Source organism: Methylobacter sp., from assembly GCF_030680395.1.
Lineage (GTDB): Bacteria > Pseudomonadota > Gammaproteobacteria > Methylococcales > Methylomonadaceae > Methylobacter_A.
The window spans coordinates 58,154-81,189 of the sequence record NZ_JAUXVR010000045.1; the positions used below are offsets into that span (position 1 = coordinate 58,154).

21 protein-coding genes and 1 other RNA gene are annotated in these 23,036 nt (G+C 47.1%); 6 read left to right on the top strand and 16 right to left on the bottom strand.

The window, feature by feature from the left end; genetic code table 11:
* Positions 1-36: 36 nt before the first annotated feature.
* The 12 genes from murG to rsmI form a co-directional block, all read right to left on the bottom strand.
* The gene (gene murG, locus Q8L79_RS19160; RefSeq protein WP_305274297.1) at positions 37-1,107 is read right to left on the bottom strand and encodes an undecaprenyldiphospho-muramoylpentapeptide beta-N-acetylglucosaminyltransferase; all 1,071 of its coding nucleotides are present in this window, start codon (positions 1,105-1,107) and stop codon (positions 37-39) included.
* On the bottom strand, positions 1,100-2,260 hold the full coding sequence (ftsW, locus tag Q8L79_RS19165; protein ID WP_305274298.1) for a putative lipid II flippase FtsW: 1,161 nt from the start codon (positions 2,258-2,260) through the stop codon (positions 1,100-1,102). The genes murG and ftsW overlap by 8 nt, the downstream gene beginning before the upstream one ends.
* 229 nt (positions 2,261-2,489) lie before the next feature.
* Positions 2,490-3,929, bottom strand: a complete 1,440-nt coding sequence (gene murD / locus Q8L79_RS19170) for a UDP-N-acetylmuramoyl-L-alanine--D-glutamate ligase (RefSeq protein WP_305274299.1) — start codon at positions 3,927-3,929, stop codon at positions 2,490-2,492.
* A gap of 3 nt (positions 3,930-3,932) precedes the next feature.
* The gene (gene mraY, locus Q8L79_RS19175; protein WP_305274300.1) at positions 3,933-5,015 is read right to left on the bottom strand and encodes a phospho-N-acetylmuramoyl-pentapeptide-transferase; all 1,083 of its coding nucleotides are present in this window, start codon (positions 5,013-5,015) and stop codon (positions 3,933-3,935) included.
* A 3-nt stretch (positions 5,016-5,018) separates the two neighbouring features.
* Complete coding sequence (murF, locus tag Q8L79_RS19180; RefSeq protein WP_305274301.1) at positions 5,019-6,392, bottom strand: UDP-N-acetylmuramoyl-tripeptide--D-alanyl-D-alanine ligase; 1,374 nt, start codon at positions 6,390-6,392, stop codon at positions 5,019-5,021.
* Positions 6,389-8,071 (bottom strand): UDP-N-acetylmuramoyl-L-alanyl-D-glutamate--2,6-diaminopimelate ligase, encoded by a 1,683-nt coding sequence (locus Q8L79_RS19185; protein ID WP_305274302.1) that lies wholly within the window; start codon positions 8,069-8,071, stop codon positions 6,389-6,391. Before Q8L79_RS19185 ends, murF begins: the two co-directional genes overlap by 4 nt.
* A gap of 1 nt (position 8,072) precedes the next feature.
* Entirely contained in the window at positions 8,073-9,800 is a 1,728-nt protein-coding gene (locus tag Q8L79_RS19190; RefSeq protein WP_305274303.1) for a penicillin-binding protein 2, read from the bottom strand.
* Positions 9,801-10,073 carry a cell division protein FtsL gene (gene ftsL / locus Q8L79_RS19195; protein WP_305274304.1) on the bottom strand — a complete coding sequence of 91 codons (273 nt, stop codon included), beginning with the start codon at positions 10,071-10,073 and terminating at the stop codon, positions 9,801-9,803.
* Positions 10,074-11,003 carry a 16S rRNA (cytosine(1402)-N(4))-methyltransferase RsmH gene (gene rsmH / locus Q8L79_RS19200; RefSeq protein ID WP_305274305.1) on the bottom strand — a complete coding sequence of 310 codons (930 nt, stop codon included), beginning with the start codon at positions 11,001-11,003 and terminating at the stop codon, positions 10,074-10,076.
* Between the two features lie 16 nt (positions 11,004-11,019).
* Complete coding sequence (mraZ, locus tag Q8L79_RS19205) at positions 11,020-11,487, bottom strand: division/cell wall cluster transcriptional repressor MraZ (RefSeq protein WP_305274306.1); 468 nt, start codon at positions 11,485-11,487, stop codon at positions 11,020-11,022.
* A gap of 367 nt (positions 11,488-11,854) precedes the next feature.
* Positions 11,855-12,204, bottom strand: an RNA gene (gene rnpB / locus Q8L79_RS19210) — RNase P RNA component class A.
* A gap of 108 nt (positions 12,205-12,312) precedes the next feature.
* A complete protein-coding gene (gene rsmI / locus Q8L79_RS19215; protein ID WP_305274307.1) occupies positions 12,313-13,173 on the bottom strand; it encodes a 16S rRNA (cytidine(1402)-2'-O)-methyltransferase in 861 nt (286 codons plus the stop codon).
* A 136-nt stretch (positions 13,174-13,309) separates the two neighbouring features.
* Between rsmI and Q8L79_RS19220 the strand changes: the two genes are divergently transcribed.
* From Q8L79_RS19220 to Q8L79_RS19240, 5 genes are all read left to right on the top strand, one after another.
* Complete coding sequence (locus tag Q8L79_RS19220) at positions 13,310-15,139, top strand: penicillin-binding protein activator (RefSeq protein ID WP_305274308.1); 1,830 nt, start codon at positions 13,310-13,312, stop codon at positions 15,137-15,139.
* The gene (locus Q8L79_RS19225) at positions 15,126-15,491 is read left to right on the top strand and encodes a YraN family protein (protein ID WP_305274309.1); all 366 of its coding nucleotides are present in this window, start codon (positions 15,126-15,128) and stop codon (positions 15,489-15,491) included. The genes Q8L79_RS19220 and Q8L79_RS19225 overlap by 14 nt, the downstream gene beginning before the upstream one ends.
* Positions 15,492-15,623: 132 nt before the next feature.
* A complete protein-coding gene (locus Q8L79_RS19230) occupies positions 15,624-16,211 on the top strand; it encodes an SIS domain-containing protein (RefSeq protein WP_305274310.1) in 588 nt (195 codons plus the stop codon).
* A 2-nt stretch (positions 16,212-16,213) separates the two neighbouring features.
* On the top strand, positions 16,214-16,786 hold the full coding sequence (locus Q8L79_RS19235; RefSeq protein WP_305274311.1) for a BON domain-containing protein: 573 nt from the start codon (positions 16,214-16,216) through the stop codon (positions 16,784-16,786).
* Entirely contained in the window at positions 16,770-18,176 is a 1,407-nt protein-coding gene (locus tag Q8L79_RS19240; RefSeq protein WP_305274312.1) for an FAD-binding oxidoreductase, read from the top strand. The genes Q8L79_RS19235 and Q8L79_RS19240 overlap by 17 nt, the downstream gene beginning before the upstream one ends.
* Before the next feature lie 146 nt (positions 18,177-18,322).
* Here the strand turns inward: Q8L79_RS19240 and Q8L79_RS19245 are convergent, their stop codons facing one another.
* From Q8L79_RS19245 to Q8L79_RS19255, 3 genes are read right to left on the bottom strand one after another with little or no spacing between them, the layout of a single operon-like run.
* The gene (locus Q8L79_RS19245) at positions 18,323-18,802 is read right to left on the bottom strand and encodes a flavin reductase family protein (RefSeq protein ID WP_305274313.1); all 480 of its coding nucleotides are present in this window, start codon (positions 18,800-18,802) and stop codon (positions 18,323-18,325) included.
* A gap of 1 nt (position 18,803) precedes the next feature.
* Positions 18,804-19,637, bottom strand: a complete 834-nt coding sequence (nadC, locus tag Q8L79_RS19250) for a carboxylating nicotinate-nucleotide diphosphorylase (RefSeq protein ID WP_305274314.1) — start codon at positions 19,635-19,637, stop codon at positions 18,804-18,806.
* Positions 19,634-21,742 carry a DUF1631 family protein gene (locus Q8L79_RS19255; protein WP_305274315.1) on the bottom strand — a complete coding sequence of 703 codons (2,109 nt, stop codon included), beginning with the start codon at positions 21,740-21,742 and terminating at the stop codon, positions 19,634-19,636. Before Q8L79_RS19255 ends, nadC begins: the two co-directional genes overlap by 4 nt.
* A 92-nt stretch (positions 21,743-21,834) precedes the next feature.
* Here Q8L79_RS19255 and ampD point away from each other — a divergent pair, with 92 nt between their 5' ends.
* Positions 21,835-22,377 (top strand): 1,6-anhydro-N-acetylmuramyl-L-alanine amidase AmpD, encoded by a 543-nt coding sequence (ampD, locus tag Q8L79_RS19260; RefSeq protein ID WP_305274316.1) that lies wholly within the window; start codon positions 21,835-21,837, stop codon positions 22,375-22,377.
* A 183-nt stretch (positions 22,378-22,560) separates the two neighbouring features.
* Here ampD and lspA read toward each other — a convergent pair whose 3' ends face one another.
* Positions 22,561-23,034: a signal peptidase II gene (lspA, locus tag Q8L79_RS19265; protein ID WP_305274345.1), complete on the bottom strand. Its 474-nt coding sequence runs from the start codon at positions 23,032-23,034 to the stop codon at positions 22,561-22,563.
* Positions 23,035-23,036 lie beyond the last annotated feature (2 nt).

Sequence of the window (23,036 nt, forward strand, 5' to 3'; positions counted from 1 at the left end):
AATTGCACCGTGCAAATCGTCTTTCCTGCCGAGTTGTCATAGTTCAGCCTCGACCATGCAGACCCCTGCAACAACATCCGTCGCATCCAATCGTGCATATTTTTTTGCTGTTTTACTCATTACATCCAATTGCTTAACTACCTTTGTTATATGTTCTACCAGCGTTACTGTATTCAAATCTTTTTGCATCAATATCAGCCCCGCACCGGCATCGGTTAAATATCGGGCATTAGCTGTTTGATGATCGTCAATTGCGCTAGGCAACGGTATAAATATGGCCGGGATCCCTGCTGCGGCCACTTCGCTGACAGTCATTGCACCGGACCTGCAAATCACCAGATCCGCCCACTGATAGGCCGACACCATATCATCAATAAAGGCATTCACTTCCGCGTTCATGCCTAGTTCTTTATACCGACTGTCAACTTGCCCCTGCATTGCCGTACCGGTTTGATGCTTTATTTGTACTGTATTTCCATTAGCCATATTGGAATCCAAAGCTGCAAGTGCATCGGGTACAACTTCATTCAATATCTGGGCGCCCTGACTGCCGCCTACGACTAATATATTAACGCCCGAATGCATTTCTTTGCGTTCAGCACATCCTATAAACTGTTTTCTTAACGGGTTTCCGGTAAATCTGGCATTCAGCTTTTTATTAAAACTTCCTGGAAATGCTTCCAATACCTGGCTAGCTATACCAGCCAACAACCGGTTAGTGGTACCGGGCACTCGATTTTGTTCATGAATGATCAGAGGTATACCTAATAGCTTTGCCATGAGTCCGCCAGGCCCTGCTACAAATCCGCCCATCCCCAACACCACATCGGGTTTGCGCTTTCGCAATATTTTCAATGCCTGGATGCACGCCTTTATTAACAGCAATACGGCCGTTATTTTCGACAGCCAGCCTTTGCCACGTACACCGGCAACCGACAACCAGTCGATCTCTATATCCTGTTCAGGAATCACCCGGCCTTCCAGACCCTTCTGCGTACCCAGCCAACTGACCTGCCAGCCTTTTTCGATTAACGTTTGAGCCACTGCCAACGCAGGAAACACATGCCCGCCGGTTCCTCCAGCCATAATAACGATGCGCTTACCCATGTCGGCTTCTCTTTGGCGTACCGGCATTTATTTCGGCGACTTCACTTTGTACCCGAAACAACAATGCAACCGCACAGCACATGATCATCATGCTGCCGCCGCCATAACTCATCAATGGCAATGTCAGACCTTTGGTTGGTAAAATCCCCATATTGACGCCCATGTTGACGAATGACTGAAAACCGAACCAAATCCCCAATCCATAGGCAATAAATGCGGAAAATCGTAGGCCCGCCTGTTCCGCAGCCGCAGCTATTGCAAAAGTGCGCCATACCAACACCGAAAATAAAACAATCACCGTAACCACGCCCAACAAACCCAATTCTTCCGCGATCACTGAAAACAAAAAATCAGTATGTGCTTCGGGCAAATAAAATAGTTTTTGTACGCCGCTACCCAAACCCACGCCCAACCATTCCCCACGCCCGAACGAAATGAGCGCCTGGACTAATTGAAAGCCGGTTTTCAAAGGGTCAGCCCATGGATCCATAAAGCTTGTGACCCGAACCAAACGGTAAGGCGAAAAATAAACCAGTAACATTGCCAGCACGCCAATTACCAACAGCAGCACTATAAATTGAGATAATCTCGCTCCGGCTAAAAACATGATACCCATGGCTATCATTATAATAACTACGGCTGAACCGAAATCCGGCTCCAACAACAACAGCAAACTGGCCACCGAAAACAGTCCCAGCGGTTTGAGCAACCCGAAAGCCGCGTTCTGCACTGACTCCTGATACCGAGTTACATACCCGGCCATATAGATGACGGAAAAAAATTTGACCACTTCAGATACTTGTATCCTCATTCCGCCTATCGATAGCCAGCGCACACTGCCGTTAACCTTTACGCCAAGACCGGGAATCAGCACAATAACCAGTAACAGCAATCCCGCTATAAACAACTGGGGACCATTCTCTTCCCAGACCCGCATTGGAACGGCCGCCACGATACCCCCGAAAAGCAGCCCCAAACCTATGTGCAGCAGCTGCCTCAGAGGATAATACAAACCGCTACCCGTCATTTTTATACCCAGATGCAATGATGCGGATGCCACCATCACATAGCCGATCAACAATAAACTGGTACTCACGATCAGCAATACCGGATCTAAATGAAATCGACCAATCCGTATTCGCGATAATCTCATTTACGACCTCCAGGGAGGGAGGAAGTGTCACAATTTGTCTGGAACAAATGTGACCGACCACCAAGGAAGGTGGAAGTGTCACAATTTGTAAGGAACAAATGTGACCGACCACCAAGGAAGGTGGAAGTGTCACAATTTGTAAGGAACAAGTGTGACCGACCACCAAGAAAAGTGGAAATATCACAATCTGTAAGTAACAGATGCGACCAACCTCCAAATAACGGCTTACTCATATGGCCGCCACGGATGGCGGAAAACCGCCGGAGCGGTCAACTAACGCCAACACTGCTTTGGTGAATTTCTCGCCTCTATCCTGGTAATTTTTATATTGATCAAGACTCGCGCATGCAGGAGACAGTAAAACGCTTTCGCCGACATCGGCAAGACCTGCTGCAATCTGTACCGCTTCTGCCATATTGCCTGCTGAATAAACAGGGACGCAACCATTCAAGGCCTGCTTTATCAGGCCTGCATCCTTACCCATCAACACCACGCTTTTTGCTTTTTCTTTTATCGCGGGCGTCAATTCGTTCATGTCGGCGCCTTTCGCGTCACCACCGGCAATAAGAATCACCTTGCGCGCATAGCCCTGCAAAGCGGCAACGCAAGCCCCGATGTTGGTGGCTTTTGAATCATTAACCCAGGTAACGCCACGTATTTCCGCAACACGCTGCATCCTGTGACTTAGCCCTTTAAATTTCCGCAAGGCGTCACACATAATTTGTTCATCTAAGCCCATGGATACGCCTAAAGCCAATGCCGCCAAGGCATTGGCCACGTTATGTCTGCCTTCAAGCGGCAATTCAGCCAGCGGCATCAGGCACGATTCATTGTGCATCAGATATTCTGTATCGTCCTTGTGTCCAAGATAGAAATCGGCTTTTTTGCTAATCGAGAAAGTAAATACTTTTCTGTAGTCATCCCGCATAGCAAAGACCACAGGATCATCGGCATTGATAACCATGACACCATCGCCTCTAAAGACTCTTTGTTTTTCTCGCGCGTATTCGGCCATATCAACATGTCTGTCCAGATGATCAGCGCTGACATTGAGCACTGTTGCTGCGACAGCATCCAAGGCTGAAGTTCGCTCCAGTTGAAAACTTGACAATTCCAGCACGTATAGTTGCGCATTTAACTCCAGTAAATCCAAGGCTGGTGTTCCCAGATTCCCACCTACGCCCACTTTCATCCCCGTCGCTTTTGCCATTTCGCCCAACATGGTAGTCACCGTGCTTTTACCATTGGAGCCACTGATGGCGACAATGGGCACATCGACAGAACAGGCAAACAGGTCAATATCACTGACTACTTTCGAGCCGTTGGCAATGGCTTTCATTATCGCCTGCTCATTCAGTGACACGCCGGGACTGACAACCAGATGCGTCGCGACCTTAAACGCGGCCTCATCAAAACCTCCGGTAAACACAGGCGTATCGGGCATTTGCTGAAAAAACTCTTCCATCATAGGCGGCTTGCTGCGACTATCAATAATGGCAAAGTTAAAGTTTAAGCTTTGCAAATAATGCGCGACCGAAATTCCCGTATTGCCAAGACCCACAACCAAAACCTTGGCCGTTTCCGGGTCCAAAGCAAAATTCTTTTTTAACAATGCGGTAATAGCTGCATTGCTTACAGAATCATGGACAGAGGCGTGGACTTTATTCATTGCTTATCTCAGCTTCAAGGTAGCCAGACCGATCAGCACCAGAATGACGGTAATAATCCAGAATCGCACGATAACCCGAGGTTCCGGCCAGCCTTTCAATTCAAAATGATGATGTATCGGCGCCATACGAAAAACGCGTTTTCCAGTCATTTTGAAAGAGGCCACCTGAATAATCACCGACACCGTTTCCATGACGAATACACCGCCCATAATCACCAGTACGATTTCCTGTCTGACCAGCACAGCCAACACGCCTAAAGCCGCACCCAACGCCAGCGCGCCGACATCGCCCATGAACACCATCGCGGGATAAGCGTTAAACCACAAAAAACCCAATCCGGCACCGACCAAAGCTGCACAAAATACGATGAGTTCCCCGGCATTAGGCAAATAGGGTATTGCCAGATATTGCGAGAAAGTCACATGGCCCGATAAATAGGCAAAAATCCCCAGGCCGGTAGCGACCATGACGGTCGGCATAATCGCCAGCCCGTCCAGTCCATCGGTCAAGTTGACTGCGTTGCTGGTTCCGACAATCACAAAATAGGTCAGGACTATATATATCCAGCCCATATCCAGCATGACGTCTTTAAAGAACGGGACAATCAATTGCGTTTCTACCGGCAGTATTGCGGTTTTATACAGAAAAACAGCGGCCATCAGACCAATAACCGATTGCCAGGAATATTTGGCTTTAGCCGACAAACCGTCACTGTTGCCCTTGATCACTTTTCTGTAATCATCGACAAAACCGATAATGCCATAACCCAGAGTCACCAACAAAATAACCCATATATAGCGGTTGCCCAGATCTGCCCACAATAACGTGCTGAATGCTATTGCGACCAGTATCAAGGTTCCGCCCATGGTAGGCGTACCGGCCTTCTCGTAATGCGATTGAGGACCCAACGTACGGATACTTTGCCCGATTTTGTTCCTGCTCAGTTTCCTGATCATGATCGGCCCGATAATAAAAGAAATGACTAGCGAGGTTAGTGCACCAAGAATGGCGCGAAAAGTCAGGTAATGAAATACCCTGAAGCCGCCATCAAAGGTCATCAAATAATCTGCAAAATAAAGTAACATTATTTATATCCTGAAGTTCTCAACCAGTGCGGCAGCTACATTCTCCATGCGCTGAGCCCTTGACCCCTTGATCAAAATCGCTTCATCACCTTTGAGTTCTTGCTTTAACACTTCAATTAAATCATTTTGGCTGTCAAAAAAAGTGGCTCCTTCGCCAAAAACCTTTACCGTATTTCGGGCATCGGAGCCTACAGCCAGGAGACGCACGACACCACATGATTTAATTAGTTCGCCCATTTGTTCATGTATTTTTGGGCTTTCAGAGCCCTGCTCACCAAAAGCCCCTAAAACCAGCCAACGTTTCCCGTCGCAGTTAGCCAACACATCCAGTCCCGCTTTAAGTGACGCGGAATTGGCGTTATAAGTATCATCGATGACGATATTGCCTAACCGGCTGACCAGCGGCTGCAACCGTCCTGTGACTGGATTTACACTTTCCAGCCCCTGTTTAATCTGTTGCAGATCCGTACCCAGCGCCAGACATGCCGCAGCGGCCGCCAATGCGTTCACGACATTATGTCGACCCGCCAGCCTTAGTTTTACAGTCACCTCGCCTTTTGCGGTCACCAAATCAAAGGTCGTGGCGAATGCATGATCTATAATTTCCGTTTTAACGGAATGCGTCGTCACCCCTGCCAGTTCATCTATCCCAAACGATATGACCTTTCTTGTTCCGGCTAGCGATTTCCAGTAGTCAAAATAGGCATCATCGCGATTAAGAACCGCCACGCCGTCCTGCTTTAGCGTCTCAATTATTTCCCCTTTCGCTTTGGCAATTCCGTCGATACTGCCGAAACCCTCTATATGCGCTGGCCCTACATTAGTTATGATCGCAACATCAGCCTGCGCATATTGACTGGTGTATTCAATCTCGCCAGGATGGTTTGCGCCCATCTCGATAACTGCATGCCGGTGTTGCTCGTTCAAGCGCAACAAAGTCAAGGGCACACCAATATCATTATTTAGATTACCTTGTGTAAACAGCGTATTACCATGTGTTGGATCAGAAGCGCTCAATATTGCCGCTACCATTTCCTTGACCGTGGTTTTGCCGTTACTGCCGGTAATGCCGACTACCGAAACTGACGCTTTTTTTCGCCAAGCTCCCGCCAGTTCAGCCAATGCCAGTCGCGTATCATCAACAATGACATACGGTATCGTTGCTGTAATACCTTGATGCACGATTGCTGCGCTAGCCCCGGATTGCTCCGCCTCGACCACAAATTCATTGCCATCGAAGTTATGACCTTTAATCGCAACGTAAAGCTGTCCCGGCTTTATCGCTCTGGTATCTATACTGACCGCTGAGATGGCAGTATCTTCCCCGATCAACTTCCCCTGCACACACGCCGCAATCTCACTCAGCATCATATTCATTTACTTTGTTCACCTTGAACATTGCGCCTGCGTAACGCATCAATCACAACCTGCCTGTCGCTGAAAGGTACACACATGCCATTGCTTTCCTGATATTGCTCATGGCCTTTGCCCGCAATCACAATGCAATCATTTTTAGCCGCACTTACCACCACTTTTTGTATTGCCTGCTCTCTGTTTTGAATCACTTCGACCTTAGCCGGTCGCACCGGTTCCCTACCATTTGCGACACTTCCCCCATCCCTGGCAGTCGAACTGCAACCAGTCAAAATATCATTGACTATATCCAGTCCGTTTTCATAACGCGGGTTGTCATCGGTAATAACCACATGATCTGCCCATTGTTCTGCAATTTTTCCCATTTGCGAACGTTTACCCGCATCTCTATTGCCGCCACAGCCGAAAACCACCCATAAAGCCTGCTTGCAATGCTTGCGTAGACTGGATAAAACTTTGTCCAAGGCATCGGGGGTGTGAGCATAATCGACAAAAATCAATGGATCGGCCTCCGCCCCAAAACGCTCCATACGGCCAATAACCGGCTTGATACCGGCAAGTTTTTTAGCGGTTTCATTCAACGAAATACCCATAGCCAACATTACGGTCAAAACGGCCAAGACATTCTCTACATTAAAATCGCCATAAAGGGGCAATTTCACTCGCTGAATTTGCCCCTTATAGCGCGCATCAAATTCAATTCCATCCGCTTTATGCAGTATTTTTTCCGCACTAATACATTCGCCTGAATCTAATGTTTTGCCCTTGGCACTAAAGCGCCACAGCTTTACCGATTCGGGTACTGCGGCAATAATCTGCTCACTGTAAGCATCATCCATATTCACTACTGCGAAAGCCAAACCCGGTTTTTTCAATAACTCCAGCTTGGCCTGTACATAAGCGCCCATCGTGCCGTGATAATCCAAGTGATCACGACTGATATTAGTAAATACCGCGCCTTTGAACACAACGCCGTTTACGCGGCCTTGCTCCAAGCCATGCGAGGAAACTTCCATCGCTACGGTGCGGATTCCATTTTTTACCAATTCAGCCAGTATTTTCTGAATTGCCAGTGCATCGGGCGTGGTATTCAACGTCTTGCTGAGATTGCCCCACTCTCCCCAGCCGAGTGTCCCTATAATCCCGCAGTCGTCCAACATCTGGCTCAAAAACTGACTGCAAGACGTTTTGCCGTTAGTGCCGGTAATGCCGATAACCGTCATAAATCGGGACGGATCGCCATAAAAACGCGCGGCCAGTTCGCCCAACTTTAAGCCCAGATTTTCCACTGCGATCATCGGCACAAGAGTAGCGATGTTACATTGCAAGGCCTCTACCAGCTGCCGACCATTCCCGGACGGATCAAAAATTACCGCACAGGCTCCGTTATTAATAGCCTGTTCAACATGCACTAAACCATGCTGTTTGGCTCCAGCCAAAGCAACAAATACATCTCCGCTAACCACTTCCCGACTATCCAAAGCCAAACCTGCGACCTCCAGGGATTGTGGCAGAGACTGCTCCCGGCTGTCCTCGGTATTTCCTCCAGCCATGGAGGTCAGGAGTGTCAAAACCGGCATATCGCCCTGATCCGGAAACGAGGTCAGTCCACTTAATAAATCTTTCAGTCTCGGTAATTGCTCCTGCATTACTCTACCTCCTGCATCCATGGCAGTTATCATGTTATGGGCCTTTTCGCGTCAATAAAATAGGCATATTATCCTGCTGATCAGGTGCGACCTCCAACATCCTCAAGGCTCCCGCCATTACTTTGGAAAACACCGGTGCTGAGACTATCCCACCGTAGTATTGGCCCGCAGAAGGCTCATCAACCATGACTACGATAATCAATCGTGGATTCTTGGCCGGCGCCATGCCCGCAAAAACAGAAAAATAACTTTTCTCGACATATCCGCCAGCACCGGCTTTTTTTACCGTTCCGGTTTTACCGGCTACGCTGTAGCCATCGACTCTGCCCTCGTAAGCAGTGCCGTCTTTCATAAGCACTGTTTCCAGCATGGCTCTAACTCTCTTGGCTGTCTTAGCTGAAAACACCCGCTGTTGATCAACATCTTCATCCCGTCTAAACAAGCTAACCGAGTGTAAAATGCCGTCGTCTGCCAATGCCGTATAGGCTCTTGCCAATTGAAGTGCAGAGGTACTTACACCATAGCCGAATGACAAAGTCGCCCTGTCGAATTCATGCCAGCTTTGATAATCAAGCAAGCTTCCACTGGCTTCTCCGGGAAAGCCGGAGCCCGCAGCCACACCAAAACCCAGTTTATTGTAAATTCCCCAAAAATATTCCGGCGGCATGCGCAATGCCATCTGACTTACCGCAACATTGCTGGATTTTTTCAGCACTCCTGTCAGATCCAGGGCTCCATAATTGTGTACATCCTTAACCAGATGCTTCCCGACCTGATAAAATCCGTGAGTTTCAAAAATCTCATTTGGTTTGGCATACCCCCCGTCCAGGGCAGCTGCGACAACAAATGGCTTGACCGTTGACCCAGGCTCGAATACATCGGTTAACGATCTATTCCTGTATAAGCTTTCCTTTAAGCTCTTTCTGCTATTCGGGTTAAATGACGGCTGATTCACTGCCGCCAGAATTTCCCCGCTCTTTGCATCCAATACCACCAGCGCCGCTGATTTCGCCTTGTTAAGGTTAACTGCCAACTGCAACTCCCGATACGCCAAGTACTGGATGCGTTGATCAATACTTAGCTCCAGACTCCTGCCTGCAACCGGCTCTTTTATATTTTCTACATCTTCAATAATTCGACGCTGCCCATCCCTGATAACCCGTTTGCTGCCTGGAATTCCCTTTAATGATTTTTCATATCCCGATTCAAGTCCGGCCTGACCCACATCGTCAATATCGGTAAAACCGACCAAATGCGCGGAAACCTCTCCGGCAGGATAAAAACGCTTGAATTCCCGCTCGAAATAAATGCCCGCAAGCTTCAATGCCTTGACCTGGTCGGCAACCACCGGACTCACCTGGCGGGCAATATAAGCAAACTGCCTGTGCGCATCAGCCTTAACCAGTTCACTGATTTTTCCTTTCGGCAAATTTAACAACTTTTCGATTTGCCTGATTTCGTTTTCTTTTGCCGGTTCAAGCTCTTGCGGATTCATCCAAATGGACTCGACGGGCGTACTGATTGCCAACGGCGCACCATTTCTATCCTTTATCATGCCTCTGTATGCCGAAACCGGCACATCACTGACATGGCGCATATCTCCCTGATCTTTAAGAAACTGCTTATTCAGCACCTGCAAATCGACAGCTCGACCAACCAGCACCGCCATACAGGCCATTATAAAAACGACTACTATTTTCCTTCGTCCTGAAAAATTGTCAGCCGGCTTATTTGTCCTATTTCTGCCTTGAAAATGTATCATTTACGGTTTTATATAAATAATTTTTTCCCGCAACGGCATAACCAGTTTCAATTGTTCCCGCGCCACTTGCTCTACCCGATTTTGCTCTGCCAAGGTTGTCAGCTCCAATTGCAGCTGCCCCCATTCCACTTCATACTGATCCAGAGCTCTCTCCTGCTTTTGGATCTCAATAAAAATTAATCGCGACTGGTATTTACTGTAAATTACGGCCAGAGCCGATATCAGCAACGCCAATATCAGTGCGCCCACCGCTAAATAACGACTTACTGCCACTTAAACTCTCTCGGCTACGCGCATGACTGCGCTTCGTGCCCTCGGATTCTGTGCGATTTCCTGCTGCTCTGCTTTCAGGGCTTTACCTATTTTCTTCAAGATACCTTTAGTAATATCGATTTCTTTAATTGGTAGTTTTCCGGGATTATATTTAGCCCCGGACTCAGCCCTGATAAAGCGTTTAACGATGCGGTCTTCCAATGAGTGGAAAGAAATAACCACCAAGCGCCCACCACCCGATTTCAAAATCCTGGCGGACTGCTGCAAAACAGCCTTTAACTCATCCAATTCGCTATTAATTTCTATGCGGATTGCTTGAAAACTGCGGGTTGCCGGATGCTTGTGCTTCTCTTTGCCCGGCACTACGTCTTCAATTAACTTTGCCAACTCTCTGGTTGTTGTAATTGGCGATACGACTCTTTTTTCAACAATTGCTCGAGCTATGCGCCGTGCGAACCGCTCCTCGCCATATTCAAATAAAACCTTAACCAGCTCTTTTTCATCAACACTGGCCAGCCACTGCTCTGCCGTAACACCTGCATTGCCATCCATCCGCATATCCAAGGGCCCGTCGCGTAAAAAGCTAAAACCTCTTTCAGGATTATCCAGCTGAGGCGACGATACCCCCAAGTCCATTAATATACCGTCAACCTTTCCAGCCAAACCTTCACTTGCGACTATATTTTCCAACTCAGAAAAATGTGTATGTCTGAGCTTAAACCGCTTATCTTCCAGCATTGCCTGCGCGTAATCAGAGTTAATCGCATCCAAGTCCCGATCAAAAGCCAGCAATCGTCCGGCTGGACCCAGTAGATTTAAAATCCCCTGACTATGACCGCCCCGACCAAAAGTACAATCCAGGTAAACGCCGTCTTCTTTAAGAGCCAACTGCTGCAAAGCTTCTGCAAACATAACGGGCAAATGTTCCACTAACAAATCTCCCGCATTAAAAGGATAATGAACCTAAATCTTCCAACCCTTCATTATCGTCACCATCCAGCCATTCATTTTCTTTTGTTACCCAGGCTTCTTCATTCCAGAGTTCAAACTTATTGAGCTGACCAACCAAGACAATTTTCTTATCCATATTTGCAAATGTTCTCAACTTTTCCGGCAACAACAAACGACCCTGCCCATCCATTTCACATTCAGACGCATTGCCGATAACAAACCGCCTTAACTTACCGGCCATTTTATTTAACGTAGGCAATTTGCTGATCGTTTGTTCAAGCTTTTCCCACTCAGGCATCGGATAAAGCCACAAGCAACCATTCTCTCCAACACATCGCTCATTTACAGCAACCGTCACAACCATTTGGCACTCGCAACATTCCTGTAACTCTTCCCGGTAACGGGTAGGAATCGCAAGACGTCCTTTACCGTCTAAATTGATTGAACTAATGCCTCGAAACAAAATTTACCCCGGATGGATTCCCAAAAAACCCTTTTTTTCCACTTTTCCCCACTTGTGTCCACTATAGATTTCAAATACCCCCTAGTCAAGGATGATTTCATTTAGATTCTTTCTTTTTCGACAATGACTTACATCGCAATCTGGATAGAGCATAATCACATAGCATATGACAAAATAATTCCTATTCTTTATCAAAAAGTTAATTAATCTTAATGAGAAATCACTTTAAGTATAAAACTATCGAAATTTTCTATATTTTTTGATGGAAATGAGGACTGGATCAAAGATACTGCCGCAATAATTATCGGGCATTTTTTTGCGCATTTAGCGGCGCCATGAATACCGAGCAGAAGTACTCGGAAAAAGGAGAAAGAGCCGGCCTATAAGCCGGGTTCTGTCGAGAACAGTCATTCATCTAGGCTGCAAGTCACCCTGCAGCTCAAGCAATCTACCCAGGAACCGCGCGGGCCACGCGTCTGTCCCTCTATTTGATCTTGCTCCGGGTGGGGTTTACCATGCCACTTCTGTTACCAGTTGCGCGGTGCGCTCTTACCGCACCTTTTCACCCTTACCGGTCACAAGTGACAGGCGGTATATTTTCTGCGGCACTTTCCGTAGGCTCACGCCTCCCAGGCGTTACCTGGCACCCTGCCCAATGGAGCCCGGACTTTCCTCCATCTTATCTTGCGATAAAACAGCGACTGCTCAGCCGACTCTTTCAGCGTTTAGTGTATCACACATTTATGTTAATGCGATATGCGATAGCTTTAAATAATAAGCAAAAACCAGACCAGAAATGCCCTTCAATCAGCATTAACGGAAATACTAAGCGTCCTTATCTTTCTCCATATCTAATGCGGCTTGATAGAACAGCTTCTTCCTAACTCCGGTAATTTCCGCAGCCAATGCAACTGCGGTTTTAATCGAACATTCGCCCATCAACACTTTCAATATCTTTTCCTGCTCAGGCGTAATAATCTGCTCTTTTTTATCGATAGTAGCGCCATCGACAATAACCACAAACTCACCTCTCCTCATATTGGCATCGCCTTCAACTAACTTAAGCGCCTCGCCCAAACTGGTTTTCACGATAGTTTCGTGCAACTTGGTCAATTCCCTGGCAATAACGATCTGCCGATTCATTGGCAATATCTCCGCCATATCTTTCAATGAAGCCAAAATCCGGTGACTGGACTCATAAAATACCCACGTTATCGGACATGCTAATCTTTCGCTAAAAAACGCTTTTCGCGCCGAAGAGGTTCTCGGCGAAAAGCCTTCAAATACAAACTGGGTGACTGGCAATCCCGCGGCAGACAATGCCGCAATCAACGCGCAGGCGCCCGGCACAGGCACAACATCGACCCCCGCATCCTTCACCATTTTCACCAGCGGCATACCCGGATCACTTAAAAGCGGCGTTCCGGCATCGGAAACCAACGCAATAGATAAACCCTCCCGGAGCTTTTCCAGCAACCCTGCTGAAGCTTTGTCTTCATTATGTTGATGCAACGAAATCAGTTTATTGCTAATGCCATAATGCTGTAACAACATTTTCACATGTCGGGTGTCTTCCGCAGCAATCAAATCAACCTGTTTTAATATTTCAACCGCTCTGAAACTAATATCCGCTAAATTACCTATCGGAGTAGCAACAACGTATAATTTGCCGCATTCACTTGACATTCGATACACTCACTTGAAAACTCTTAAAAAGATGCGACCAAAATATAAGCCGCCATTATTGTATGCCCTGCTTTCCGGCCTATTGTTTTGTTCCGGTTGCGCCCCCACAGCCGCCACGGATGCAGGAGGCAGAGCAATGCAGGAGCGACTTCCGGATAACGCTCTGCATAAACAAGAAGCACTGGTAACGCAACCTTTAGTAAGGGACGACCAGCCTGGTCAAATGGTTGAATTATACCAGCATCCCTCAACGCCAGCGTCCCTGGAACTAAATCAGCAGCGCTTGCAGTCCGTCGAATCCTTAATTCAGTCCGGAGACGGCAATTCTGCAAAACATGATGCTGATGCCATTAATCCTGCAGAGCTGTCACCCGAACAGCATGCCCATCTGCGTCTTCTTTATGCCCAGATCCAGCTCAGCTTTGGCGAGGCTGAACAATCCATTGAAAGCTTGTCGCTGGTTCAACCGCAACAGCTCAATCTGGACAATCAGATTAAATATTTTCAATCGCAAGCCTTTGCCTACTCATTAACAGGAAATCTGCTTGATAGCGCCAAATCGAGAATTGAACTACACCGGTTAATAACTGCTCCTGATGAACTCGAAAAAAATCAGGCCGCCATTCTTGAATCGTTAAGCATGCTGCCCGACATTTCCATACAGATCAACCAAACAGATGATTTAGCAGGCTGGATGTCTTTAAGCAACATTTTAAAAAATATAAACCAGCCTGATTTTAATACCCAAATAAGCCAGTGGCGCACAGCATTTCCGGCACATCCTGCTGACTTAAGCTTCCTGGGTCAACCTCCAGACACGCTAAAAAATGCGCTCTTTCAACCCCAATCAATTGCATTATTACTACCAGGCTCAGGGACTTTCGCCCAAGCCGGTAAAGCTATCCGCGCTGGATTCATGGCAGCCTACAACCACACAAACAATAATTCCAAGCCCACTATTCATTTTTATGACAGCGAACAATCGACGCCAGCAACTTTATACAGCCAAGCTGTCGCAGAAGGCGCCCAATTGGTCATCGGCCCGCTAGCTAAAGAACATATCCAAAGTTTGGCCGAGACCGTTACATTTAACATCCCCGTACTGGCATTAAATCATATTCCAGGCCTGCAAAAAAACCAGCTCTACCAGTTTAGTCTTAGCCCTCTGGATGATGCCGACCAAATCACCCATAAAGCTTGGACGGATGGACATCAAAAAGCGCTGCTACTCGTTCCTGAAAACGCCTCAGGCAAACGCATCGCCAACTATTTAACGGACGATTGGCAAGACAGGGAGGGCACTATCCTCGAAACGCAGACCTATAACCCCAAAGAAACCGACTTTTCAGCACCGATTCAAAAACTGCTCAACCTGGATGAAAGTGAGCAGCGTTACAATAAAATCCTTACACTGATACCTGGCGTAAAATATACTTCTCGAAGACGCCAGGATGCTGATGCCATATTATTAAGTGCCTATAGCGCAGAAGCGCGCTCTATTAATTCCCAGTTCCAATTTTATCAGGCGGGTGACATCCCTGTTTATGCGATGCCTACCGTTTACACAGGACAAACCAACGCATCACTGGATGCCGACCTTAATAAAATAACTTTTTGCGATACTCCTTGGCTATTCGACAAAGCCTATCAGGGCGAACTTAGCATGAATGCGCTGCAAGAAACCTGGAAGCAATTCCCCAACTCTTATTTGCGCCTGATTGCGATGGGCATTGACGCCTATAATCTGGTTGCGCACTTGGATAATATGGAAGCCGATCCCTATCCCGGCGCGACCGGATATCTATCGCTGACCACAGACCAGCGCATCAAGCGCAAGCTGATATGCGCCAAATTCATGGACGGGCAACCCGAAATAAGCGACCTTACCACTGAAAACAACGGCTCAATACCTGATAAAAGACAACAACCGGAAAGCCCGGCCAAGGCCAACGATGCTGTTTACTAAACTCAAGACCAAAGCGGTGCATCTAATCCGCGGCGAAAGTGCCGAAGAACAAGCCCACAATTTCCTCATCGACAAAGGACTCAAACCGGTATGCCGGAATTTCCGCTGCAAACAAGGCGAACTTGATTTAATAATGACCGACAAACTGACGCTGGTTATCATCGAAGTCCGGTTCCGTAAAACCGACAAATACGGCAGCGCCGTTGAGAGTATCACCCGCGCCAAACAATCCCGCATTATAGCGGCAACGCATGTTTATCTTTCATCGCACAAGTCAGACAGCCCTATCCGCTTCGACGTGATCGCTATTTCCGGCAACGGCAATATCGACTGGATACAAAATGCATTTTAAATGGCTACACCTTTTAATGGATACATTTGGTATTGCGTGTTGCCGGAAATACGCACATGAACGCGCAAAACTTTCAACCCGTTGAATTTAAAAAGTGTCGCAGACTCATGATAGCCTTTATAATTGCTCACTATGAGCCTACAAAATCGCATAATTAACCACTTCACTAACAGCATCCAAACCCAGCAGGATACGATGAGCAATCTCGGCGAACTGATCGAGTTTGCCTCGCAACGACTGGTCGCCACCCTGCTTAACGATAAAAAAATAGTCACTTGCGGCAATGGCCGTTCAGGGGCCGTCGCCCAGTTGCTGTCATCGGCCATGCTTAATCAATACGAACGTGACCGGCCCTCGTTACCTGCTATTGCCTTAACCACCGACACGACCACTCTCACCGCCATTGCCAACGACTATCATTTTGATGATATCTTCGCCAAACAACTCAGGGCATTAGGGCAAAGCGGAGATATATTAATTGCTTACACCGATGGCAATAATTCGGCCAATATCGCCAAAGCCATTACCACAGCTCACGATAAAGACATCACAGTCATCGCCCTGACCGGCAATAATGGCGGCATGATTGCACCCTTGCTCAATGAGATCGATATAGAAATTCGCGTACCGTCAAATACCAGCGTGCACATCCAGGAAGTACACACATTAATTACCCATTGCTTGTGTGACTTGATTGACCATCAATTATTTGGCGGCTGACCATGAAAAAACTTTTATTACTGCTGCTGGCGCAGATCTTTTTTATTACCGGCTGCTCGACGATTGCTGCGGGCGGCGCGGAAATAACCGGCTTATCATTATTAAACGACCGTCGCAGCCGCGAAGCCATTTTGGCTGACGAGGCGATTGAAAATCATGCCAACGCCAAGTTGAATGCCTATTATGATCTGCGCGACAAATGCCATTTTAATATCACCGCTTACAACGGCGCCGTGCTGGTCACTGGAGAAACGCCCAAGGATGAGTTCCGCAATAGAATTATCGACATTGTCCGCGTCATTCCCAATGTAAAACTGGTACACAACAAGCTGACCATTGCCCAGCCCAGTCCTTTTAATTTCCGAGCCAATGATGCGTTGATTACCGGTAAAGTAAAAACCGCACTCACTCAAATACCCGGATTCGATGCCTCCTGGGTAAAAGTCATTACTGAAAAAAGCACGGTTTACCTGATGGGGCTAGTGCATAGAAACGAAGGTGCTGCTGCCATAGAAGCGGCCAGACACCAATCCGACGTAAATCAAATCATTACGGTTTTTGAATACATTGACTAATATCGCCCCTTTACCTGCTGCATTCTTAAGCCTGCTGGCTGAGTTTTTTTCTCGTGATGCCATTTTAACTGCTCCTGAAGACTGCTGGACTTACGGCTATGACAACAGCCGTCGCCATGTGCTGCCTCAAGCCGTGGTTTTTCCGACTACGCATGAACAAGTCGTCAGCGTCGTTAATGCCTGTAACCGCTTCAACGTTGCACTGACCGCCAGAGGCCGCGGCACCGGCACCACCGGCGCGACTGTTCCACTTAAAGGCGGACTGATTGTGTCACTGGAACGCATGAACAAACTGGTCGAATTTTCTCCCGATAATCGCTACATCATTGTAGAGCCGGGCATGACCAACCAGCAGGTGCAGGACATCGCCAAAGAAAAAGGCTTTTTTTGGCCACCCGACCCGACCAGCGCAGCCTTCTGTAGCGTTGGCGGCAATCTGGCCTATAACTCCGCAGGACCCAGAGCAGTAAAATACGGCACCCCCAGAGAAAATACGCTGGGCTTGCGCGCTGTGACCGGCGCGGGCAAGGAAATCCGCGTTGGCGTTCATACCAGCAAAGGCGTGGTCGGTTATGACCTGACCCGGCTGATACTCGGCTCGGAAGGCACACTGGCGATTATTACCCAAGCCACATTAAAACTGACACCGCTGCCGGAAGCGACCAAAACGCTCAGAGCCATATACAATTCCGTTTTTGATGCGGCCAAAGCCGTTTCCGCGATCATGTCGCAACCGGTCATTCCCTGTGCGCTGGAGTTTATCGACGGCAATGCCATCAACATGATCCGGCAGTATTCAGAAACCGATCTGCCCGAACATGCAGGCGCTATGCTAATGATCGAAGTCGATGGACAACGCGAAGGTTTGGACACGGCGGCTGAAAAAGTGGCTGCCGCCGCCAAAAACGATGGCCTTTTGGATATTAGACTGGCTCAGACCGACGCCGAAGTTAAAGCCCTTTGGCAAACCCGAAAAGCGCTGTCTCCGGCGTTGCGCAAAGTGGCTCCGAAAAAAATCAATGAAGATGTAGTGGTGCCGGTTACCGAAATGCCGGCGCTAATAGCGGGATTAGGCGAACTTTCGAAAAAATACGACCTACCCATCATTAACTTCGGTCATGCGGGCAACGGCAATATCCATGTTAATTTATTGCTCGATCCTGATCAGCCCGAACAAGGCAAAAAAGCCCACGCGTGCCTGGATGAAATCTTTTCGTTGGTGCTGGAGCTAAACGGCACACTGTCCGGCGAACATGGGGTCGGCCTGGAAAAGAGAGACTTTGTCGATCGGGAACTGGATGTAAATTCTTTGGAACTGATGAGGGACATCAAGCGCCAATTCGATCCGAACGGCATACTCAATCCCGATAAGATGTTTCCGCTGGTTTAATAATTTTTACCACGAACAACTGCATGGATGCAGGAGGTAGAGCAATGCAGGAGCAATTGCCGAGACACGAAGGACACGAAGTTTATGTTTTTTTCTTCGTGCTCTTCGTGTCTTCGTGGTGAATAACAGACCTGAATACGCACAGTTTATCCATATAACTCGCTGCTGCCGTCCATGTCGCCGGTCTCGCTATACAGCAATGGCCGTCCCTGATTAAGCGTTGCCGCTGCAACCACTTGGCAAACGACAATCTTGTGATCGCCCGCATCGGCATAATGACTCACCTGACAGTCAAAATAAGCCAAACTTTCGGATAAAACGGGAGCGCCGGTTTTGGCTTGCTGCCAATAAAAACCGGCCATCTTGTCTGGAGCAGATCGGCCAAAATGCTCCGCTAGCGCATACCGATCCCGCCCCAGAACATTAACCGTACAAACACCGCTTTCCTCCAACAATTGATAGGAATAATGCTCGGGATTAATACTGATCGCCAACAACAAAGGATCGAAAGACACCTGCATCACCCAGGCCGCAGTAAAGGCATTTTGACGCTCGCCAACACCGACGCCGATCACATAAACGCCGTGACTAATCTGTTTAACCAATGTTTCAGCATTTTCAATCATGTTAATGCACCAGCTTAATGCGCATCGATAAATCAACCGCTCTGATATGTTTGGTTAATGCACCTATGGAAATATAACCGACACCGGTCTCGGCAATTACCCTAATATTGTCCAGATCGATATTGCCTGAAGCTTCAAGCTCTATGGCTCCGGCATTTAATTTTACCGCCGCGACCATGTCTTCAAAACTAAAATTATCAAGCATGATCCTATCAGGCTTTGCCGCAATAGCCTCCAGAAATTCCTTCATCGATTCGACCTCCACTTCCACTGGAACCGAAGTCAATTCCCTCGCCGCCCGGATTGCGTTGGCTATCGAACCTGCCGCTATTATGTGGTTTTCCTTAATTAAAACCCCGTCATATAAACCGATCCGATGGTTATAACAACCGCCACAGACTACTGCATATTTTTGTGCATTCCTCAGACCCGGAATGGTTTTTCGTGTATCCAGCACTTTACAGTCTGTGCCGGAAACCGCATCGGCATATTGCCGGGCAACCGTAGCCGTCGCAGACAAGGTTTGCAGCAAATTCAGCGCGGTGCGCTCACCGGTCAGTAAACCTCTAGCCGAACCACTGAGCTTGCATAAAAGCGTATTTTTAACGACCGACTCGCCTTCAGCCGCCAACCATTCGATATTAATGCTTGCATCCAGAGATTTAAATACTGCATCAAACCAAGCCTGACCGCAAAGCACCATGTCTTCCCGCGTAACAACTTCAGCCTCAGCTGCCATAGATTCAGGAATGATGGCTGCGGTTATATCGCCGGAACCGATGTCTTCTTCGAGGAAGGGTTTTATTTCTACCATTTTCAATTGTTCTTCTGTCATAAGCCCATCAATTTTGCAAACACTCGTTCGGTGATCGTTTTTTCATCAATATTAACAATTGCGGCCTGACCTTTGCGCAGCTTTTTTGCCAACTCGTCCGCTTGGATCTCAAATATTTTTGCCCCGTTTTTCCCGACAAAGAGCATAGCTTCTGTCGCGGCATCTTTCCAAAGCAGCTTGCCCCATTGCCTTTCAGCTTCCGAAATGAATGCAACCCAACTTCCCTCGGCAAGATTTCCGGCCTGCTCCGAGCGGTCATCCACTATCGCTTCAGCTTTTATTCTCTTGTCCTCAACAGGTACCGCACCGCCTTTACCACTATCTCCTGCTGTTTTTTCCTTTTTATCCATCAAGATGATATGCCATACGGCAAGATCTTTAAAAAAACGCGACTGTGCTGATCTATCGTATGAAATTTTCTTCAAACCGTTCCTTAATTCCGCAATCAGCCCAGGCAACAGCTTTAATATCTGCTTTCTTTCATTATCACCTGCCGGAGGCATGACGCTTATAATCAGTTCATCCATGGCCTGCACCGATTTTTTCCACTGTTCCGGCTGTTCATCTTTATGTGTATAAGCGTCCAGTAAGACATCTGACCAAACATCACGTAGAAATTCGCCTATCGCTATCGGCAGCGCTTTGCCCATCGTGCTGTTTTCAATGGCCTTAAGGACTATTCTTTTGCTCGAGTCCAATGCTTGTTTATTTATCATAAACCGCTTGGCATTCTCCTCGATATTCTGAGTACGCTGTTTTTGTTTGTTCAGATAATCCGAAAATTCACCCGCCACGGCCCTCCAGCCGGATAGTTCAAATCCACTGTCCTTGGTCATCTTTTTAACTGCACTTGCAATGCGCTCCTGAATTAACCGGTCATCATGCTCATCCGCATTTAAAAACAATCCGGCTGCAAACAAATCATCGAGCAACTGCCTGACGGGATTATCTTCGCTTGTAAAAATACTGCATTGTCCCAAAGAGGCTGCTGCCAGTGGAATTTCCAACCGTAAAACAGCTGTTTTTACAGCTTCGTCGAGCAATTTATCCTGTTCTATTTCGCTAAAAATCAAAGCTATTAAATCAAGTACGTCTTCATCATGCTTGGCCAATATTTTGGCGTCAATACTAAAACTTAGCTCTTCCAATTTTTTAAGTATCTGCCGTTTTAACAGCTGCTTTTTTTCTCCAGGACCTGAGCCATCGCTAACCACTTGAAGACCTTCCAATGCATTTTTTATTTCAGAATGTTCGTAAAATGCGTTTCCCGCAACTGAAATTGAATCGTAAGCAGAAGGAAAATGAGCCAGCCGCCATAACTCCAGCTTTTTCTGTAATAACTCAAACGCTACACTTGGCTGTTCAGCGCGTGTATAAGCTAGCCCAGCCATTTCCTTGATATCTGCCACTGCGTGCAGTGAGGCCGGGCAAACGGTTTCGCACCGCTTGATTAATTCACGGTAAATAAACCCCAACTGACTAAATACATTAGCTTCAAACGTTTTATACAGCGCAATCCGACCATCTGTATTTAATTTCAGCGGATTAACGACTTCAACCAAAGCACGAACCAATTTTTCCGGGAATACCGGATTTTGACTGTCTGCAATAGTTCGCTTGCCCTGCTGGATTGCGAGGTATTTATTCAGACTAGTCAGTTCTTCATAAAATGATTGTTCACACTGACGAATAATCACTGTAACCGCATGATTTTCTCTCACCGTATCATCATTAACTAGCGAGACCTTAGAAAAATCTAATTGCTCTCTCTGGTTATTTGCAATTTTCTGGTAACTGCCGTCGAAAATTTCGTTAATTTTGAATAAATAATTTTGCCCGATATCTTTCCGAACTGAACGAAGATATTCCAGCAACTTTATGTATTGCTCCTTACTGATTTTTTCTCGATTCCTGCTCAACTGCAAACCAAATTCAAGATCAATATGCATACAACAATCATCAACTGCCTGCTCGAAATACTGAAAGAAAATCGGCTTAATTTTGCCTAATATCTCAGTCCGATTCACTTTATTTATACCCGAATTTATTTGCTGCCGGTTGTCCATTGCGATATATGTGCTGTTATTTAAAGATAAATTAGTCATAGCCTAGTACTCCAGTGGTATTTTGACTAATAATATGTGTATTTATCCTGAATACTGTGCTTTATTTCCGTTTTTTACTTCTTAACTAGCCCATGAAAATAAACCAGCACTGGTTAACAGACATTACCCGAACTCCTTCGCCCAACTTCGACGACAGGCCTGACCCTGCGGATATTTCATTACTGGTTATTCACTGCATCAGTCTTCCGCCCGGCGAATTTGATAATCATTATATAGACCGGCTGTTTTGCAATCAGCTTGATCCTGTCGAACACCCCTATTTTAAAGAGATTTATCAACTTACCGTATCTGCACATTTACTGATTAAGCGCGATGGGATGCCTGTTCAGTATGTACCATTTGACAAACGCGCGTGGCACGCAGGGAAGTCGGTATATGAAGGCCGGGGACAGTGTAATAATTTTTCTATTGGTATAGAACTTGAAGGTACCGAATTGGTCGATTATACCGACCGGCAATATGTGCAACTCGCTACAGTGATTCGCACTTTGCTTGAAACTTACCCTACGCTATCGACACAACGCATTACAGGGCATAGCGATATTGCGCCTGGACGAAAAACCGATCCGGGCGCATCTTTTGACTGGCAAAGACTTTCAGAGCTGTTGAAATAACCCCAAGCGATTTTTATTCACCAAGAAAGCACGAAGTTTATTTCTTCGAGCCTCGGCAACTGCTCCATGCGTTGCTCTCTACCTCCCCATCCGTGGGGGCGTACCTCTTGCATCCATGTAGGCAATGCAGATTTTGCACGAAGCAAAATATCTGCCCGTGCAGCCGTTCGTGACGTTAAATTTTTAAACCGGCTCTTTCGAATGCCCCAAGCCGAACGATTCCGCCAACATCAAAATCACCCCCAAGGTAATGGCGGAGTCTGCGATATTAAAAGCGGGCCAGTGCCAGGACTCGTAATAAACATCAAGAAAGTCGATCACATAACCGTAAGCCAGCCGGTCAATCAAATTACCGATGGCGCCGCCCAGAACCAATGCCAAAGCCACCGCCAGCAAGGTCTCATGTCTTTTCAACCGGGTCAGCCAAACCGCTATAACGATACTAATCGCCAAAGCCAACCCGGCAAAAAACCAGCGTTGCCAACCGCCGGCTTCGCTTAAGAAACTGAATGCCGCACCGGTATTATGTACATAGGTCAACTTAAAAAAAGGCATGATCTGAATGGATTCATAAAGTTGCATGGAGGCCGCTATAGCTAGCTTGCTTCCTTGATCCAAAACCACCGCCAGCAACGACAGCCATAGCCATTTCAACATAA

What these genes read in the sequence shown, in the direction of transcription:
- murF (WP_305274301.1), bottom strand. Translation starts at nt 6,392, where the DNA reads ATGAATATGATGCTGAGTGAGATTGCGGCGTGTGTGCAGGGGAAGTTG.
- murG (WP_305274297.1), bottom strand. Translation starts at nt 1,107, where the DNA reads ATGGGTAAGCGCATCGTTATTATGGCTGGAGGAACCGGCGGGCATGTG.
- Q8L79_RS19230 (WP_305274310.1), top strand. Translation starts at nt 15,624, where the DNA reads ATGAGCCTACAAAATCGCATAATTAACCACTTCACTAACAGCATCCAA.
- murD (WP_305274299.1), bottom strand. Translation starts at nt 3,929, where the DNA reads ATGAATAAAGTCCACGCCTCTGTCCATGATTCTGTAAGCAATGCAGCT.
- mraY (WP_305274300.1), bottom strand. Translation starts at nt 5,015, where the DNA reads ATGTTACTTTATTTTGCAGATTATTTGATGACCTTTGATGGCGGCTTC.
- nadC (WP_305274314.1), bottom strand. Translation starts at nt 19,637, where the DNA reads ATGACAGAAGAACAATTGAAAATGGTAGAAATAAAACCCTTCCTCGAA.
- Q8L79_RS19185 (WP_305274302.1), bottom strand. Translation starts at nt 8,071, where the DNA reads ATGATAACTGCCATGGATGCAGGAGGTAGAGTAATGCAGGAGCAATTA.
- ampD (WP_305274316.1), top strand. Translation starts at nt 21,835, where the DNA reads ATGAAAATAAACCAGCACTGGTTAACAGACATTACCCGAACTCCTTCG.
- ftsW (WP_305274298.1), bottom strand. Translation starts at nt 2,260, where the DNA reads ATGAGATTATCGCGAATACGGATTGGTCGATTTCATTTAGATCCGGTA.
- rsmI (WP_305274307.1), bottom strand. Translation starts at nt 13,173, where the DNA reads ATGTCAAGTGAATGCGGCAAATTATACGTTGTTGCTACTCCGATAGGT.
- Q8L79_RS19255 (WP_305274315.1), bottom strand. Translation starts at nt 21,742, where the DNA reads ATGACTAATTTATCTTTAAATAACAGCACATATATCGCAATGGACAAC.
- lspA (WP_305274345.1), bottom strand. Translation starts at nt 23,034, where the DNA reads ATGTTGAAATGGCTATGGCTGTCGTTGCTGGCGGTGGTTTTGGATCAA.
- Q8L79_RS19235 (WP_305274311.1), top strand. Translation starts at nt 16,214, where the DNA reads ATGAAAAAACTTTTATTACTGCTGCTGGCGCAGATCTTTTTTATTACC.
- Q8L79_RS19220 (WP_305274308.1), top strand. Translation starts at nt 13,310, where the DNA reads ATGCAGGAGCGACTTCCGGATAACGCTCTGCATAAACAAGAAGCACTG.
- Q8L79_RS19245 (WP_305274313.1), bottom strand. Translation starts at nt 18,802, where the DNA reads ATGATTGAAAATGCTGAAACATTGGTTAAACAGATTAGTCACGGCGTT.
- Q8L79_RS19190 (WP_305274303.1), bottom strand. Translation starts at nt 9,800, where the DNA reads ATGATACATTTTCAAGGCAGAAATAGGACAAATAAGCCGGCTGACAAT.
- Q8L79_RS19225 (WP_305274309.1), top strand. Translation starts at nt 15,126, where the DNA reads ATGCTGTTTACTAAACTCAAGACCAAAGCGGTGCATCTAATCCGCGGC.